General features: G+C 48.0%; 10 protein-coding genes. 2 read left to right on the top strand and 8 right to left on the bottom strand.

The genetic code is table 11. From position 1 onward, the window contains the following. Positions 1-52 precede the first annotated feature (52 nt). The 6 genes from JC793_RS17020 to JC793_RS16995 all read right to left on the bottom strand — a co-directional run bounded on the left by JC793_RS17020 (position 53) and on the right by JC793_RS16995 (position 6,910). A complete protein-coding gene (locus JC793_RS17020) occupies positions 53-841 on the bottom strand; it encodes a protein bax (RefSeq protein ID WP_046894667.1) in 789 nt (262 codons plus the stop codon). A gap of 298 nt (positions 842-1,139) precedes the next feature. After that, positions 1,140-2,207, bottom strand: coding sequence for a fimbrial protein (locus JC793_RS17015; RefSeq protein ID WP_054426245.1), 1,068 nt, complete (start codon positions 2,205-2,207; stop codon positions 1,140-1,142). A 13-nt stretch (positions 2,208-2,220) separates the two neighbouring features. Further along, entirely contained in the window at positions 2,221-4,713 is a 2,493-nt protein-coding gene (locus JC793_RS17010) for a fimbria/pilus outer membrane usher protein (RefSeq protein ID WP_218426785.1), read from the bottom strand. 11 nt (positions 4,714-4,724) lie between these two features. Continuing rightward, positions 4,725-5,309, bottom strand: a complete 585-nt coding sequence (locus tag JC793_RS17005; RefSeq protein ID WP_431739821.1) for a fimbrial biogenesis chaperone — start codon at positions 5,307-5,309, stop codon at positions 4,725-4,727. Positions 5,310-5,475: 166 nt separating this feature from the next. Beyond that, entirely contained in the window at positions 5,476-6,030 is a 555-nt protein-coding gene (locus JC793_RS17000) for a fimbrial protein (RefSeq protein ID WP_218426783.1), read from the bottom strand. 697 nt (positions 6,031-6,727) lie between these two features. Next, positions 6,728-6,910, bottom strand: a complete 183-nt coding sequence (locus JC793_RS16995; protein ID WP_107679211.1) for a hypothetical protein — start codon at positions 6,908-6,910, stop codon at positions 6,728-6,730. A 73-nt stretch (positions 6,911-6,983) separates the two neighbouring features. Between JC793_RS16995 and JC793_RS16990 the strand changes: the two genes are divergently transcribed. Beyond that, on the top strand, positions 6,984-7,439 hold the full coding sequence (locus JC793_RS16990; protein ID WP_107679210.1) for a regulatory protein RecX: 456 nt from the start codon (positions 6,984-6,986) through the stop codon (positions 7,437-7,439). Between the two features lie 12 nt (positions 7,440-7,451). Here the strand turns inward: JC793_RS16990 and JC793_RS16985 are convergent, their stop codons facing one another. Then, positions 7,452-7,823, bottom strand: a complete 372-nt coding sequence (locus tag JC793_RS16985) for a DnaJ family domain-containing protein (protein WP_166708627.1) — start codon at positions 7,821-7,823, stop codon at positions 7,452-7,454. Positions 7,824-8,976: 1,153 nt separating this feature from the next. Here JC793_RS16985 and JC793_RS16980 point away from each other — a divergent pair. After that, entirely contained in the window at positions 8,977-16,344 is a 7,368-nt protein-coding gene (locus JC793_RS16980) for an autotransporter outer membrane beta-barrel domain-containing protein (protein ID WP_218426781.1), read from the top strand. A gap of 111 nt (positions 16,345-16,455) precedes the next feature. Here JC793_RS16980 and pgtP read toward each other — a convergent pair whose 3' ends face one another. Continuing rightward, positions 16,456-17,859 carry a phosphoglycerate transporter PgtP gene (gene pgtP / locus JC793_RS16975; RefSeq protein WP_107679208.1) on the bottom strand — a complete coding sequence of 468 codons (1,404 nt, stop codon included), beginning with the start codon at positions 17,857-17,859 and terminating at the stop codon, positions 16,456-16,458. Positions 17,860-18,244 lie beyond the last annotated feature (385 nt).

Below are 18,244 nucleotides of genomic sequence, written 5' to 3'. Positions count from 1 at the left end.
AATACTCGGATTAGCGCGGGTTTTCGGGTGCCTGTTGCAGTGAACAGAGCAATTATGTGTTTTGGGCGACCTTCTGTGCCGATGTGATCAGTTTTTTGTTACTGTCATACATCTGGCGGAGGTAACGGTTATAAGCATCTCCCTTCTGCGAATAACCTTCCAGCTGACTGATAAGTTCCGGTGTACTCAGTGAGTCATCATCACCCAGACGCTGTTTTGCCCTTTCTGAACGCAGTGAATTATAAGCACGGTGCGTATTCAGATTTTTCATATAAGCAGTGACACTATCCTCAATAGTGCTGTACGCGTAGTAGCCCTGAACCTGTCCGGCTTTGGCACTACAGCCCCGTCCGCAACGCATACCAAAAAGGTTATTGTTGGACTGAGCCAGTTTTGATGTTCCCCATCCTGACTCGGTTGCCGCCTGTGTGGCAACGAAGTGGGTGGGCAGGATATCGACACGGCTCAGCAGCGCGTTCCAGTTGGTGCGCTTAGGCGAGCTGCATGTCATATCATAGCTCCGGCAAAGCTTTCCGAGCTTTGCAATATCACTCTGTGACCAGTGTTTGGCATTCCGGCGTTCCAGTAACCAGGTGCGGTCATTCATGATTTCGCGATTCACTTTGTCAATCGCAGGGACAATGGCATTTAAAAACGCTTTCTTACGGGGTGTACCTGACGCGTATTTCTTCAAATCAGGCAGTGTTTTCAGCAACTGCTTGTTTTGAGACGAATACGGCAAGCTTGTCGTGGTACTGGTTGAGGCAAAGCCCGAACCGGTAAAGAATAGTAAAATCAAGAAAGCGAAGACTGCATTTGTCCTCATCGTATGAGAGGGCATTGCCTTTTCCTCGTTTTATTGTCTGAACAAAAATCGAACGAATACTAGCAAAATACAAAATCCAAGGCCAGCCTTATTATCCATCGTTTAATATTAATGGGGAATGCTTTGACAGGATAAAATCCTGTTTCCTGATTTTATGTATGTCTATTAGTAAGTTAAAACGGACATGAAATGGCGGCCGATTTTAGTAAAAATGGCGGAATAATCCGGGAAATTAATGTTTTTTACGTCGTGCCGCGCCCTGTTTTGCCTCTTTCCCGCGATTTTTGCCGGATATTTTTATCAAAATTTGTGGTCAGTAATACTCAAAATTGAGGATTGCAGTGGTATTGATACGGCCTGCACTGAGCCGGGAAGCATCATAAACATAGTAATATGCCCAGAGACTGAAGCCATTGTTTACTTCAATAAATTTGTCCTTTCCCCATTCAAACAGGTAGGAATCTGCGCGTGGCTGCCGTCCCGGCGGGGTGATCACCAGCGCGCTGTTGTCATTGGTATCCGCATAACGGCCGACCCGGATACCTGCGCCCTGCGCCGCACCCGGTGACGTATCCACAAGGGTTTTCATGTCCCGCAGCCAGACCTGATTGCTGGCCAGGTAGGCTTTCACCGGCCGGCTGGTACGGCCGTTCAGGCGATCATGACAGGAGATATCCAGATAAAAGCGGGTCATCCCGGCGGTTTTATTGCGCAGCAGCTGCGCTCTGTCGATTTGCGGCAGTTCGACCAATAAATCTGCATTATTAAAGGTGCAGGTCGTTTCACGCGGCTGATAAATGACATCCAGCGGTTGCAGGAACAGATCTTCGTTATGCTCCGGCCAGTGACCGCTGAGCAGATAACTGATGATATCGAATCCGAGGCGGATAAAAAATGAAATGAGTCCGATCCGCGTGGTGTCTGCCGCTATCACCGCACCGTCAAAACGGTACTGACTGCCGGGAACGGTCACATCGCTGCGTGAGTTTTGCGGCATGACCCGGGCGCTGAGTGTAAAACTTGTCTGAAGGCGATCTGCCGGATACGGATTTCTGCTGTAACCGAATTTCTGTGTGTTGTCCGGACGGATATCGATCACACGGAACTCGACCGGATAACGTCCGTTCTGAAAACCGACCACCACCGAACGTTTTTGCAGATAAGAGGCGTTGGAGACACTGTTGCTGCGTGCGTTGCAACTGAATTCCCCGCTGTAGCGGGTATTGAAATTGAGCGTCGTTTCCGTCTGACGGTAAAAGGTTTCTGACAGATCGGCGATCAGCGGCGGAGCCTGTTTATTGCCGTCGTTGGTGCACTCCGCCTGTGCATAACCGGTCAGCAGTACCAGCAGCGCGGTAAAAAGATACGATTTTCTGAGCATCGGTGATGCCTCCTTATTCCGCACAGCGCAGAGGTGTGCTCTGCGGACCCGGCGTGAGTGTGATGCGGCAGTAACCGCTGTCCGTATCCGTCAGGCGGACATTAATCTGCGCAGGCTGTGTTTCGCTTCTTATATATATGAGGCTGTTCTGCCCGACATAACCGATGCTGTTATTGTCTCCGTCAGTGACTTCCGTTCCGAACGGCAGAGGTTTTCCGTTATGACGTACCGCGTGCAGATAAAATTCCTGCCGGTTATCTGTTCTGAAATTCACGAGTGTCACCGCACCGGCGTAAGGCACGATATCCTGCACATTCCCCAGCAGTTCAGCTGCATTTTCCGGTGCCTGTGAGGCGTCCAGGATCAGCGCATTTTTGCGGTAGGCGGACAGGTATGGTACCAGTACCTGTCCCTGTGTATTGGTGGTGACATTACGGTCATTGTTGACGATGGCATTAGCGGTGCCCGGGACATTCACAATGGCAAAGGTTTCCCCCGGCTGATTGGCGGTGAGAATACCGCCGGACCAGACCACCAGGCTGCCGGTGGCACCGGCGCCGAGCTGGCGGTAACGGCCGGATTCACTGTAAGACGCATTCAGTGTCGCCGGGGCCGCACGGTAAGCGGCACTGGTGCTGAAGGTTGTGCCACCGGCCTGCTGATGAGCGGCATTGACGTTATAACTGAGAGCATTACTTTGCCCGGCGGTGCCGCTCAGACCGATATTGCTGCTCTGATAACGGCTGTCTTTTATCATGCTGTTTGCGGTCAGGTACACTTTGCGGCCGGATACCGTCAGCGGGACAGAGAGTGTCAGGTTAATCCGTGTCTCTTCATTATTACTGCTGCCTGCCGGATTGCTGCTGTCTTTACTGTAACGGGTCCGGCCCGCACTGAGGGTGTAATTGATATCCTGCCAGTTATTGGCATAACCCAGCTGATATTCGCGGGTGCTGTCCTGACCGCCCCAGTAATCACGCAGCGTACCGGCGAGATACACCGAGCCGTAATCCGCGCCGATCCGCTGGTTGATATTGATATTAAAGGTGCTGCGCTGGCGGTAACTCTGTGACTGCGGTGATATCTCACCGGCGGACGCCTGCCGGTTGAGCAGTTCCTGATACTGTACCGCGTCAGTCAGGCTGAAATAGCCGCTGGTGGAGTAACGGTAAGCCGCCAGGGAAAAATTGGTATTGGTCTGATGAATAAACCGGCTGTAGGCCACTTTGTAGCTTTCGCCCCGGTAGCGCGGCATGTCCTGATCAAACCGGGCATCAGAGTGTGTGACATCCAGCGACAACGCGCCGATTGGCAGGTTAAAGCCGCTGCCGAGCAGAAACGCCTGATAATTTTTTGCCGCAATCATGCCGCCGTAGCCGGTCAGCGTATTGTTAATGCCGTACCGGATATTGAGCTGTGCAAAATCCGGATGGTAAGCATTATCTGTCAGCTGAACTTCACCGGCATTCAGCTCATAGTTAAAAAGACCTTCTTTTAACATGTTCGGAACGGCGGAGAAGGGCACCATAAAGTGATTGATCTGCCCGTCCGCTTCATTGATTTCGACCTGTAAATCCCCGCCGGAGCCGGTCGGGAGCAGTGAATCGACCACAAACGGGCCGGGGGGAACGCTCTGCTGCCAGATAAGCTGCGAGTCCTGATAGATTTTTACCAGTGCGTTTGTCTGCGCCACGCCGCGTATCACCGGGGAAAAACCCTGCCAGGTATCAGGATACATGCGCATATCTGTTTTCAGTGTCGCACCGCGGAAACGGACGGAGTCGAACAGATCTCCGGAGGTGTAGCTGTCTCCGGCACGGAAATCAGATTTGATCGCCGGAAAGCCCCGTTGCAGATAGCGGGTGTTGGTATTCCACTTCGTACTTTGCCCGCTGCTGTAGGTCAGGGAAGATTGATCGCGGAACTGCCAGCCGGCCAGATTCAGACCGCTGCTCAGCGTCAGATACGCATTGTCATTATCACTGCCGTCACGTTTATTGGCGGCGTGATAATAGTTAGCGTTATAACTGACCATTGCGGCATTAACGCCCTGATCCCACAGGGACGGATCGACATACCCTTTGAGCACACTATTCAGCATGGCCTGCGGCACATTCAGCATCAGCTGAAACTGCCCGGTGTTCAGGGTGTAACTGTCCGGCGGTATCAGACTGCTCAGCGCGATATAACCCTCTTCATCTGCCTGCGGCGGCGGAGTTGTGTTACGCAGCCCCAGTTTCGGCACATCATCCTGCGGTATCAGAATGGTGTGTCCGCTCTGTTGCAGACGCAGGGGGAAGCGTCCCTTCCATTCGCCGTTTACACTGATCTCAACGGTGTATTCGCCGTCGGGCAGAGTATCGTTACGATCAAAACGGGACAGATCTGCTTTGGCAGAATCGCCGTAAAGGAAGTTGGTGTTAAATCCGGCCGCGGCTGCCGGTGTGCTGAACAGCACCGGCAACAGTGAAACAAGGACGGGAAAACGGCAGATATAACGTGACATCAGGCGGCTGTTCAGTTCAGTGACAGCGGATAGGTATTGATGGCACCGAAATCGTCGATCAGTGTCAGTGCATAGTGATTCCCGGCCGGTAATCCGGATACGGCAGGCAGGGTAAACTGAGCGTAAGGTGCAATCATCGTGCCTTCTTCCGCCAGATCACGGTTGTTCGCGGTCTCTTTCAGGCCGAGAATATTAATATGATACGGAGAGTCATTTTTCAGAATATAGTGCTGACCGTCACGGGTGAACGTCAGGCGGGTATGGGCTTTATCCGCACTCAGGGTCAGACCGGAAGGACGGTAAAACAGTTTGATGCGTGAGCGGATAGCAATCTGCATCATATTTTTATCTGCACTGTTTTCCGGCAGTGGCGGAATATCCAGTAAATTCAGATAGAAAAGAGATTCTCTGTCCGCAGGAAGCTGTACCGGCGTCATTTTCACCCGCAACTGCTGACCATTTTTGCCGTCGATTTTCACCACCGGCGGTGTCAGAATAAACGGAACATTGGCCGTTTCCGGGGTGGAATCGGCATTGCCGTCATCAATCCACGCCTGCACTAATGCCTGCTGTGTTCCGGTATTAAATAATTGCACCGGAACTTCCTTGCTGCCCTGCGGATAAATAACACGGGTGGAATTAATAATAACATTTGCCCGGCTGACAAATGTCATCGTTAATAACAACAATGTTAAGATTATTTTTTTCATGATGTGTATTTTCAAAAAATCAGACCCCTTTATTAAAAGAGGCCTGAAAATATCAGAAGTAAGACAGGTTATATGTCAGCATGGTATTAATTTTACCGGGCTGAGCTGGTTCGCTGCCGACTTTATAATATTTAGCGTAAAACTGCATAGCGCCGCCGGTGGCTGCAATTTTAGTATCATATGGCATATTTAAATTAATGACTTCATTCGTTTTCTGTGAGGTCAGTGCAATCCCGACATTTTTAGGATTACCTTTCTCATCAGTTTCCTGATTGATCAGATAATTACCGTTATTGGAAATCAGATTAGTGGATGCAAAATTAATATGCAGTGATTTACTGTCTTTATCACTGGCGTTACAGTCTGATAATTCAATGGAAAATGCTTTTTTCCCTTCATCGATAGCACCCTGTCCGCTGATCTGCTTAACCGTGATTGGATCTAATAATACCGACATGTTCGCATTACCGTTATTAATAGTACAGGTGGCATCTGTAATAAAACCGGTAAAATTGATGGAACCACCGGATGCGGTAGTCGCCGCAGACGCAGAGTTAGCAACAAAAATAAGAGAAACAGACGCTGCAAGAGCGAATTTTTTATTCATTATCCTCTCCGGGATGGAATATATAATAAATTCAGCAGCGGAATTAATTACTCCGCCTGTAAATTTATTTTCTGTCTGTAATGGTTTTTAGCTGATTCTGAAAAAACAAATCAGCAGGGTTTATTTAGTTAGTAGCATCAATAAGAAATAGTTTCCCCCGGTAATTTTTATTACCGCTGACAGGAAAGAAGATTCTTATACATCAGAATGGAAGGCATAACTAAAACGAAACAGAGTATATAGTCATGAAATGATTAATTGAAGTGTTTTTCTGAACCGGGAATTAAAAGGTGAGTTTTATCTGTAATATCCGGATACAGATAGTTACTTATGGTTTTATATACTGTGTTTTTATGTTACTGCGATGTTATGCGTCAATTGTTGTTAATAGTTTTAAATATTCATTTAAAATATGTTAAAAATCGCAGCATTTAATATTATTTTTTCTTTATGATTATTGTTTGCAATTATTAAGAATAATTATCATTAACTGTATTAACAGCGTAAAATCAATCACTCAGAATGATTCCGGTATAGAATATCGGCACAGTGACAGAGAACTTTAATTATTTTCAACTTTATTTTAGGCGTGACAGGATAGCTATCAGAATTGGCTGATAACGAATGTAATTATTTATATAGATATTATTTCAGGCCGGATCTGAGGGGCGGGCAGCGTACAGCTGCCCGGGCAGGATCAGTTTTTGTTCTGTTTATGGAATGTCAGACGTTCTTCAAAGTAGTCTTTCAGGTGAGATGCCAGCCCGTGGATTTTGTCATCCAGCTGACGAACCAGAAATTCATCACTGTTCATATCATCAACCCGCTGCATCGCGAGGTCATCAACATATACTTTTTCTTCCGGCGTCAGTTGTGCCATTGTCTGTCTCTCTGAATATAGTGGGAATATGGTATGTTACCACGATTTTAACGGATAACACGCAGGTGTCACGATGGATGAAAAACAACTATATCATTATGCTATATGGCTGCTGGGCCGCCGGGAATACGCCGGGGCGGAACTGGCCCGGAAACTGAAACGAAAAATTGCTGAAAAGCAGGAAACGTCTCCGACAGACGAGCATGTTCTGCCCCGTGTGATGACACGGCTGACCGATTCTCAGTATCTGGATGATACCCGCAGTATCGTGCTGTTTTTTCAGGCAGGAGTGAGAAAATTACACGGGCCGGTGAGGATACGGCAGGAATTACGTCAGAAAGGCTTTTCCGGTGAACTGATTGATTCCGTTTTTTCTGCACAGGAAACCGACTGGTTTGAGCAGGCCCGTGAGGCAAAAATGAAGAAATTCGGGGAAAGCCGCCCGGCAGACTATAAAGAGAAACAAAAACAGATGCGTTATCTGATGTACCGCGGTTTTACCTCTGATCAGATTTATGAATTGTACTGACGCGATCAGGAATTATTTATTTTTATTCAGTGCCTGCTGTATTGCCTCATGGTAGCGCTGATACAGAAAATCCGTATTGAGCCCAGCCTGCTGTAACTGTACCGCCAGCAATCGTAACCGCTTATTTGTCTGTTCATATTCTGTGCTGTCCGGCGGCAGAACGGACAATAATTCCGCCAGAGAAACGGCTTCCTGCCGGGCCAGTAATGCCGGAGGAAGGTAGCCGGCATTTTTCAGTAAACGGTAGCCGACCCGCAGTTCCGGCGGAACGTGGCTGTCATCATCAAGTGCGAGTGGTTTCCCTTCCCCTGTCAGTCCCTGCAATTCCCCGCTTTCGAGTGCGGCCTGAATATGGCGTTCTGCCAGTGTGTCAAAAATAGTCATGTTGTGTCTGTTTCCTGTCACCGGTCACGGCTCCCGCATTATAACAGAACCGGTTTTTGCCGTATAAATAACCTGTTTTAGTCATAAACACCCGCTTTACTACTGAATAATAATTGAATCCTTGTGATGGGTTCAATGAATAAAAATGCATTTTATAGTGTGCCGGTATGTGTTTTTGGTGTTTTTTGAGTAACAGGTGTTATTTGTATCGGAATACGTATTTAAGGAGTATTTTATCGTAATTGTGTATTTTTTTGTTCTGTCTGTGATGGTGTATTTCTCTGGTGTTTTTAATTGTATCGGATAAAAATCCCGGCAATAGTTATTATTTGGTCAATATTGTTAGTTTAAACGCATCAAATAAGTAATTTGGCTTAATGGTAACGCGGGTGTTTTTCATGATAGTAATACTTTTTGTTAATATTGTGTTTATTTTTTATTTCTTATTTGATCAGTGATTTGCTGTGATTTGTATCACAAAGGCTGTTTTTGAGTTAATTTTGTTACCATTGTTACGCGTAAAATGAGCTATTTGTGCTTTTCGTCAAAAAAAGACAAGAAAAAATTAAAGTTTTTTAAATTCGTATTTTTTTGCATAAAAATTCATATTTGTACGTGAGGGTAGTATGTATTTTGTTATGTTTTGAAACAAATTGAATAAAGTGTGCATTCATAAACTGTTGGTTTGTTGTTTTGATATTTGATATTTAATTGAAATTAAATTTTGAAAATTAGTATTATCTCGGGTTTAAAATCTTAACGAAGTCAATATTCGGGTTAAAATAAGTAGTATTACTCATCAGAACATACCATTAGTTTTTACTCATTCCATTTGTATTTTTATGGTTATTTATCTTATTACGATTATTTTGTAGTAAATTTAGCTTAGGATGATTCCTAAAACCGCTATAGACATTCGAAATCCCCTCCCTATAATACGCCGCCGATTCAACCATAAGTAAAATTTTCTAAGTCCGGATACAGGACAATTCAGGTGAACGTTAAATAAATTAATTAAATAACCCAATCGCGTTTATAGCCGTCAGTGATTCAGATGACGGTACATTTTTTTCTGTGATGCATTAAATGCGTCAGGGTTTCCTGCACCCGGAATTTCCGTATTCACGTCCTTCAATTTTGAGAAAAATAAACAATGAATAAAATATTCAAAGTCGTAAAAAATCAACGGACAGGGAATTCTGTTGTCGCATCTGAATTCGCAAAGGGTGCAAAAAAAGGGAAAAAACTGGCACTGTTATCTCTGGTAATGCTGATGGGGAGCGGGCTGAGCGTATCTGCACAGGCAGATGACCCGGATGTTTCTGCGGCGCAATGGTTAGAAACTGAGTATCTCCCTGCACAATATGACAGTACAACTAAAACATGGGTAAATAATTCAAACGAGAAATCACAAGCCAGGTTTATTAACGGTGGCAGTGTTAAAGATCTTAATTTAAATAACGAAAAGACTAAATTCACAAATAACCTTGATTATCAGCAAACCTGGTTTTCTTTGCAGGAGTTGTGGGATAAGAATACTGAAACAAATAAGGTTATCTCCATTACAGAATACCGGAATGGTGAAGCGGTGGAAGGTGATGTTTCTCTGGGTACAATTGAGGACTGGTCTGTTCCGCACAACACGTCAGCCATGGAAGAAATCACCTGGACGAACGAAGACGGTGAAAAGGCCGTTATGCAGGTGTATAAACCGGATGCTTTCAAAACCAAAATCGACCCGCAACTGGGTGTTTACCTGCTGGAAAAACAGCCGGAATTATCGCCTTTCTATCATCTGACACTGGCTGAGGTTAATAACGGCACGCTGAATATGACCGCCGCTGACAATGTCGACTGGACGATTAATCATATCAAAGACAGCTCATTGTTTGTGGCCAAAGCGGAGGCAGGCAAATCGGCGGTGATCAACACCACCAGTAAGCTGCATGTCACGTTCGGTGAAGCGTACGGCATGAACTTATCATCCGGTCAGTATAATTATAAATTTCAGCCGCAAAATCAGCTGGTTGAAAGTGTAGACCTGCCGAAAGAGCTGGATGATTTTGTTGATTCGAAAGGACTGACTTACAGAATCGGTGATACGTTTATCATTCATGATGAACAGGGGCTGGAAGCTTATAACGCCCTGCTGATCGAAGCGGTTAAAGAGAACGTTTTACCCGGCGCTGAATACAAATCACTGATTGAAGCAACCATTGTCCCGCGTCCGCAGGATAAAGATTATTATGATGTGAATATCGACCTTAAATGGCTGGAAAATAAAGATATCAATCTGAATAAGGCGGTGATGGCAGATATCGGCAGACGCTCCGTTTTTGAGGCTAAGGGTAAAGGCAGTGTACTCAATATTGAGGGCGGTGCGGATATTCGTGGTGAAACTGCTTCAGATTCAGGTCGTTACAGGGCGTATCATATTTTTGCTCATGACGGCGCAGAAGTGTTTCATAAAGCCACCACATCAGTGCCCAATTATAAAGGTCAGAACGCCTTAATCGATAATGCGGAATTTACCAATAGCGGCACATTGCTGCTGGGTGATGGTCAGACCCGTATTCACGGTGATCAGGTCACCGGGAATAATGCAAAATACACTAACCTGGGTGACATTGCCGTTGAGGCATTTAATCTCGCCAATAATGATCCGGGTGATAAAGATGTCACTGCGAATACCGGGATCTCTGCATCCGGCGGGGCTGCTGTTACCAATGAAAAAGGTGCGGTTATGCGTCTGGGGCAGAAAGGAATTGGCCGGGGAGAAGGGACCGTTACCGGGGTTGAAATAACCGGTGCATCGTTTACCAACGAAGGCGGGATCCTGATGGGTAAAGAGGGTGTTACCCTGGAGGGCGGCAGTCCGGATAATACCTGGGACATGCGTTTTATGTCGAATGCGGTTGCTGCGCTGCTGGATGATAAAACCACGGCAGGCGAAAAATATAACATTGTGAATAACGGTAAAATTGATATCAGCAAAGGTGTGCGTAACGCCGTGGGTATCAATGTGGCTTCAACAACCCGCCGTAATAACGATTCTGCGCTGACGGTTATCAACAACGGTGAAATTGATAACGCGGGTTCAAACAGTGTCGGGATGCGGGTATCCGGAGACAACCGGAAGAACGATGTTATCGAAAACCGCGGCCTTATTGATGTGTCCGGAGAAGGTTCTATCGGGTTGTTTGCACTGGGCAACTCAACCATTAAGCATACCGGTAAGGTTATCGCTAATAACACCGGTAAAGTGACCAACGGTGTTAAACCGGCCCGTACAACCGGTATCCGCGCGGATGCAGCCAAAGTCATTATTGACGGCGGTACAGTTGAGCTGAAAGGCGATAACACTGTCGGGGTATTTGCCCGTATCGGTGGTGAAATTGATCTTAATAAGGGGCAGGTATTATTTGATAAAAATTCTGTCAACCAGACCGGTTACTGGATTGCGGGGCGTAAAGGTGCGGATGAAACGGACAGTTCCCGTATTAATTTCGGCGGCGGTGATGTGAATCTGACACTGGATAACAATGATTCCACTCTGTTCCGTGTCGATCAGAAAGCGCAGTTCCTGGCACTGGAAGATGCCGGTACAAGCTACCGTTTTGATATCAATGGTGAAAAAAGCCGTGGTTTTTATCTTGCCGATAAAGGAACGAAAGTTGAAACCGGCGATATGGAGCTGAATGTTAACGGTAAGGGTGCAACCGGTCTGTATCTGGCAAATGGTGCCGGTGCGGATGACAAAGTGATTCTGGATAAAGCCACCACGATTAATGTTACCGGCGAAGACGGAACCATCGCGGTGATCGACGGCAATTACTATGATCTTAATGGTAATCAGATAGCACAAGGATCGGATAAAACCACACTGATATCCCACGCTAATCTTAAGTCAGGTGCTGTGGGCGGTAATATCGCGAAGAATGCCATCGGCTATAAAGTAATCAATGGCGGCGTGCTTAATCATGACGGTGATATTGAATTCAGCACCGCAGATAATGCCACCGGTATCCGCGCGGAAAGCGGGACGGTAAATAACAGCGAACAGGCCGGTATTATGGTTAACGGTGTGGGTGTTGATATTTACGGTAAAAATTCTGTTGTGAATAATACCGGTAAAATTACCGCCAATGACGGTATCGCGGCTGTCCGCCTGAACAAAGATGCGTCAATGACCATCGGCGGCAACGGTACTATTCTCGGTGAAAAATCGGCAGATGCGGTACGGGCACACTCCGGCTCAAACGTGAAGCTGAATAACGCCAATATCGACGTTACCGGCAGCGGCAGCGGTCTGCATCTGCTGAATGTTGATGATGATGCCGGTGCGTTTCAGTTAGAGGGCAGCGGCACGATCACGGTCAGCGGTGAAAATGCCTCCGGTCTGAGACTGGAAGCGGATGACGGCAAAGGCGGTATGACGATGGCGAAAAGCGATCTTGATACCTCCGGCGCCAAAGATACCACTATCAATGTGGAAGATAAGGGCGGTAACGGTATCGTGACCAATACGTCCGGTAATGTTACCAGCGGTATGAATGTCAATATCGCGTCTGCGGAAGGTGAGTCCGCACTGGTGGTGCTTGGCCAGACCAAAAACATCACACAGAGCGGTATGCTGACGTCAAAATCCGACCACAGTGTGGTGGATCTGACCGCGCTGAAAAATGCGTTCAGCTTCACCAACACCAACAGCGGCGAAATTATTGCGGCGGATATAAAAAACGGCATCGCGGTTGATGCGGGTCAGAACAGCAATATCAGCTTCGGCAACAGCGGGACTATCAGCGGAAAATCCATACTGGGCAACGGCACCAACAGGATTGATCTGAGCGGTACAACCAGCGAGCTTATCACCGGTCACGGCGACAATACCGCGACGATGCGCGGCGGCGCAGAAACCGGAATATTGTCTGCCGGTAACGGTAATAACACTATTGAAATGAAGGATGCTGCTAAGACTGACACACTGATGACGGGTCACGGGAATAATACCCTCACTCTGAATGGTGGTACGCAACTGGAAAACGGTATGCTCGGTAATGGCCGCAACAATGTAATTCTGCAAAATGTCTCTGCCGTACAAAGCAGTGCGCTGTTCGGTAATCTGACAGCAGGCGGCGGTGCGCAGGATACGCTGACGCTGAAAGGGAATACGAGCCACTATGTATTACAGGACAGCAGTAAAATCAGCGGCTTTGAAAAGCTGAACGTTGAAGAAGGCCGTTTCGAACTGCGCAATACCGATATCACACTGAATGAAGTGACAACAGATGACGGTATCACAGTGAAACAAGGCGGTGAGCTGTTTATCAACCGGGATAACGCGCATACCTTTGCTCATCAGTTACAGGGTGATGGTCTGGTCACGACGGCAACCGGCGGACAGGCATTTGCCTTTGATAATAAGAGCGCGGATTTTGCGGGGAATAACTTCACCGGCACACTGCGTCTGACAAACGGTACGTTTGATATCGCCGGTGATAACACCCGCGCTCTGCAAAAATCCCGTCTGGATATCAGTGATAAATCTGTTGCGACCGTTCGTGAGGGCGTCGGTACACAGTCATTCGATCGTCTGGCAATGAGCGGCGGGACACTGGCCTTTAAAGACAATATTACCGGCAGCCGGATCATTGATGACAATATCAGTGTGAATTCACTGGAGCTGAATAACGCCAAAGGGACTGTTCAGGTGAAAGCGGATGGTTTTGATAACCTGCCGGCGCCGTCAGCCAATAATAAAGTGCCTCTTCTGGAGCAGGATGAGGGTGATTCCGTCGCTCAGCTGGTGAATGCCGGTCAGGCCTCGGATTACACCGGCGGGCTGAATCTGGAGCTGACCGATAAAGACGGCAATGTGATCCCGTCAAATACCAAAACAGAGCAGGATCTGCGCCAGGACGGCAACGTTGTTGCGAAAGGTACCTATGATTACGGCTTACAGACCAGTGCTCAGGCAGGTGGTAAAGCTGACGGGTTGTATGTGGCTTATCAGCTGACTGAAGTGGATTTGCTGGGCAAAGGTGGTGATGCACTGGTGCTGGCGGCACAGGCCGGAAAATCCGGTTCGGCGGCTAACCTCGGGGCGAAAATCACCGGACAGGGTGATCTTGCGATTGATACCGCAAGCGAATATGTCACGCTGTCTAATAACAATAATGATTACACCGGCAGCACGTTTGTCCGTCACGGCAAATTACGGGCAGAAGCCGATAATGTGCTGGGCAACACGCAGTTACTGGATCTGGCATCCGGCACTGCGGCTGAGCTGACCAGTACCGCCGGAGCCGGTACAGAACAGACTGCCGGGAAACTCACGTCTGCGGCAAACAGTCTGGTTTCACTGGGTAACGGTAAACTGACCGTGAAAAACGGCGGTGAGGTAAACGGCTATCTGAGCGGTACTCAGGATGGTCAGCTGGTGGTCAATAATGACACGCTGACTGTCACCGGGGCGAACAACGGGATGCATTCCGCCGTGACCATCGATCAGCCTGCGCAGATCACTATCCGCAATATCGCGGGTCTGGGCGACAGCCTGATTGCGGTGGCCGGCACACTGCGCACGGAAGGTGCACAAGGCCTGCTGCGTAATCAGCTGACCGGCAATGGCACCACGGAAATTGCACAGAAATCGGATGCACAGCTGACGGCAGATAACAGCGGCTTCAGCGGACGCTTTACCACGGATACTGACAGCACACTGCGTGCTTCACAGGCAGAGCATATCGGCAGCGCGGCGATTGAAAACGCCGGTACGCTGGTACTGACACATAATGACGGTAAACAGGCGTGGGATCTGACCAACAGCGTCACCGGCAGCGGGACTCTGGTAAAACAGGGCGCGGGCCGTATCACGCTGACGGACAAATCCGCACAATATACCGGGACCACTGAGATCCTGAACGGGACATTACAGGCGGGCAGCTATGATTCCGCACTGGTGATGAACAGCGGCCAGGTCAATATCGGCAGTCAGGGTACATTTGCCGGTCAGGGAACCCTGAAAGGTAATGTGAATAACGCCGGTCAGTTCTATGTCGGTGAGTTGGACAAGAAAGATCTCGGCCGTGCCACTGAATATCGTGTTGACGGTAATTTTGTCAACAACGGCGGCAGTATCTGGCTTGCCAGTCAGAAAGACACGGAAAGCCGTCTGAATGTCGGCGGTGACTTCACGGCGAACGGCGGTTCGATCACACTGAACACCGTGCTGAACAAAGGTCATGAGGAAACCATGACTGACCAGCTGGTGGTTGACGGTAATGTCAGAACCGGTGCAAACGGCGCGACCACGCTGAATATTAATAACGCGGGCGGTGAAGGGGCGGATACCCTGAAACAGCCGGATGCGATTAAAGTGGTTCATGTCGGCGGAAAATCAGATAAAGATGCCTTTAAACTGGGCGGGCCGGTTGCTATCGGGGTGTACGAATACCTGTTACACAAAGGGTATAAAGATGACAGCTGGTATCTCGATTCCTTCGATACCAATATCTATCCGCCGGATGAAAACAAGGAAGATCCGGAACGTAACGTGAACCCGGGTACCGGTGGTTATATGGCGAACCGTACCGCAGCACTGGGTATGTTTACCATGACCCTGCATGATCGTCTGGGTGAACCGCACTATGCCGACAGTTTCAAAGGGGATGACAATGCCTCCTCTGTCTGGCTGCGCATCACCGGTGACCGTCAGCGTCATGATGCGGTTAACCGTTCCATGCGTATCAAAGGGGATACCTACACCACGCAGCTGGGCGGCGATATCATCAGCTGGAACAATGATGCGCAGGACACTACAATCCGCGGCGGTATTATGGGGGCTATCGGTAAATCCGATTACACCAGTACCGCCAAACGGACCGGGACGAAATCAGATGCCAAAATTGACCGTGCATACAGCGTCGGCTTATACGGCACCTGGTATCAGAACCGTGAAGATGAAAACAATGCGTATGCGGATGTCTGGGCGCAGTATGCCTGGTTTGATAACAAAGTCTCTGTGGCGGGTAACTCATCCGACTATAAGAGCAACTTAATCAGTGTCTCTGCGGAAACCGGTTACAGCATGGCGGTCTACAAACCGGATGCGGATAAACAGTGGCTGCTGACACCACAGGCACAGGTTATCTTCAACTCTTATGATGCGGATGACAGCAGTAACGGTACCGGACTGAAAATGAAAGGTGAGCGCAGCAACAGTGTGGATACCCGTCTGGGTGCCCGCCTGACTTACGCAAACCAGAAACAGTCCGATAAATCCGCTCAGCCGTTTGTTGAGGTTAACTGGCTGTACAGTAATGCGAAAAGTGATATGACCTTCAACGAGCACTACACTTTCAATGATGATATGCCGGCCAGCCGGGTGGAAATCAAAGCGGGTGTGGAAGGGCAAATCTCACCAGACTGGACCGTCTGGGGTAACGTCTCTCACCAGATGGGGGCGGATAATTACTCCGGTGACCGTGCGATGATCGGTGTGAAATACCAGTGGAAATAAGCTGAACCGCTGAGATAAAAATCCCCCTGTGTTGCCACAGGGGGATTTTTTTTATCAATAACTTTCCTGATGTCAGCGCCGCGGCGCGAAAGGGTAACTAACAGTGTGAAATCAGTTTGCAGAAGCGGGTTCTAATTTAGCTTTTTTGCTTTTTTCTTCTGACAGTGCCTGCTGGCGGTTACGTTCCAGTTCCAGTGCACCGAAGTGAGACAGAACACAGAAGATAATGCAGCAGACGATACCGCCTAACAGCAGATAGAAACCGCCGTGCCAGCCCATACGGTCAACAATGAAACCGAACAGAGTGGTACCCAGGGTTGCACCCAGGATGTAGCTCATGAAGCCGCGTAAACCAACAGCTGAACCGACCGCGAAGCTTGGTACGATTTCCATGGTCTGAACAGATGCCAGGAACTGAGGCACATAAATCAGGCAACCGACAACCGCAGCGAAGAAGGTCACGACAGCCAGGGACTGGCTCTGCCAGTAACCGATCAGGCAGAAGAAAATCAGAACCATACAGACGATCGCCAGCGGCATTCTGCGGCCTTTGAACAGTTTGTCGGTCAGCCAGCCTGCCAGCAGGGTGGACGGAATTGCAGCCCATTCGAAGAACAGGAACGCAACACTCATCTGATCTTTGCTGAAGTTTTTCTCGGTCAGCAGATAAATCGGCAGCCAGCTGATGATCCCGAAACGCACCATGTACACGAACACATCAACAAAAGAGACATACCAGGCATTTTTGTTTTTCAGCACATAGGTGCAGAAAATCTGGAATGCCGTCATATTTTCCGGAGACTGCTCTTTCTGAGCGTCAGATAACACCACTTCTTCTTCCGGCATCATTTCAGCCAGAGCCGGTAAGCCTTCCTGTTCAGGAGAACCTTTACCCAGCAGCAGGACGATCACCGCAAAGGCCACCGCGATAACAGCCGGAACCGCATAGCTTGCCGCCTGCCAGTGTTCAGTGCCGAGAACCGCAAATGCCGCACCCACGATTGGCGCAACGATACCGCCGCCGACGTTATGGGAGATATTCCAGAACGCCCCGATACGGCCGCGTTCACGGCGCGGGAACCATTTGGCGATAGTAATAAAAGAAGGACCGACGCCCATCCCCTGGAACAGGCCGTTGAGGGCAACGAAACCGACGAACAGCCAGAACGCGTTGCTGAAGCCCATACCGAGGTTAACGATGGCACAGAGGATCAGACCAAAGGCCATAAAGGCTTTCGGGCTGGCTTTATCTGCCAGGCTGCTCATAATCCCTTTACTGATCCCGTAGGTGATCAGCATGCAGCTGGTTAACATACCGATCTGTGTTGTGGTCAGATCGAGGTTTTCTTTCAGATACGGAGTGGAGAGCGTAAAGTTATTACGGACAATATAATACGCTAAGTAACCGAGGAACACGCTGAGCAATGCCTGAACGCGATAACGTTTGTAAGTGGCAGGCACTTTTCCGGGTGCTACTTTATTTTTTGCCATAGCCGGCTTTAAAAATGACAGCATAATTTCACCTGCAGAAATGTATTTTAAAATAGGATTACTGTATGTATGGTCTTTTTTTTTCTGACAGGGTTATCATGTTCCGCCTGAATAAATATCTCAATATCATGGTTTTGAGTCACTTCTGACTCAATATTAAAAATGAGAGGCATAAACTGACACAAATAAGTTTATTTATATGTTTGCTTCGTATCGTTATGAAACAGAAAGGAAAATCAATGTAGTGAATGATAAGTGAAAGTGAATGAATAGCTTTTATATTGAACTGTAAGGCTTTTATTCTTATTTTGTTGTTCCTGTGATTTATTGCTATTATTGTTTCCTGCATTGTTATTATCTGTTTATGACGACGATTTAAAATTTCACGCAAATTACCGAACCCATTTGT

Source organism: Morganella morganii (assembly GCF_019242955.1).
GTDB classification, from domain to species: Bacteria; Pseudomonadota; Gammaproteobacteria; order Enterobacterales; family Enterobacteriaceae; genus Morganella; species Morganella sibonii.
This window is presented reverse-complemented; position numbering and strand designations above follow the sequence as displayed.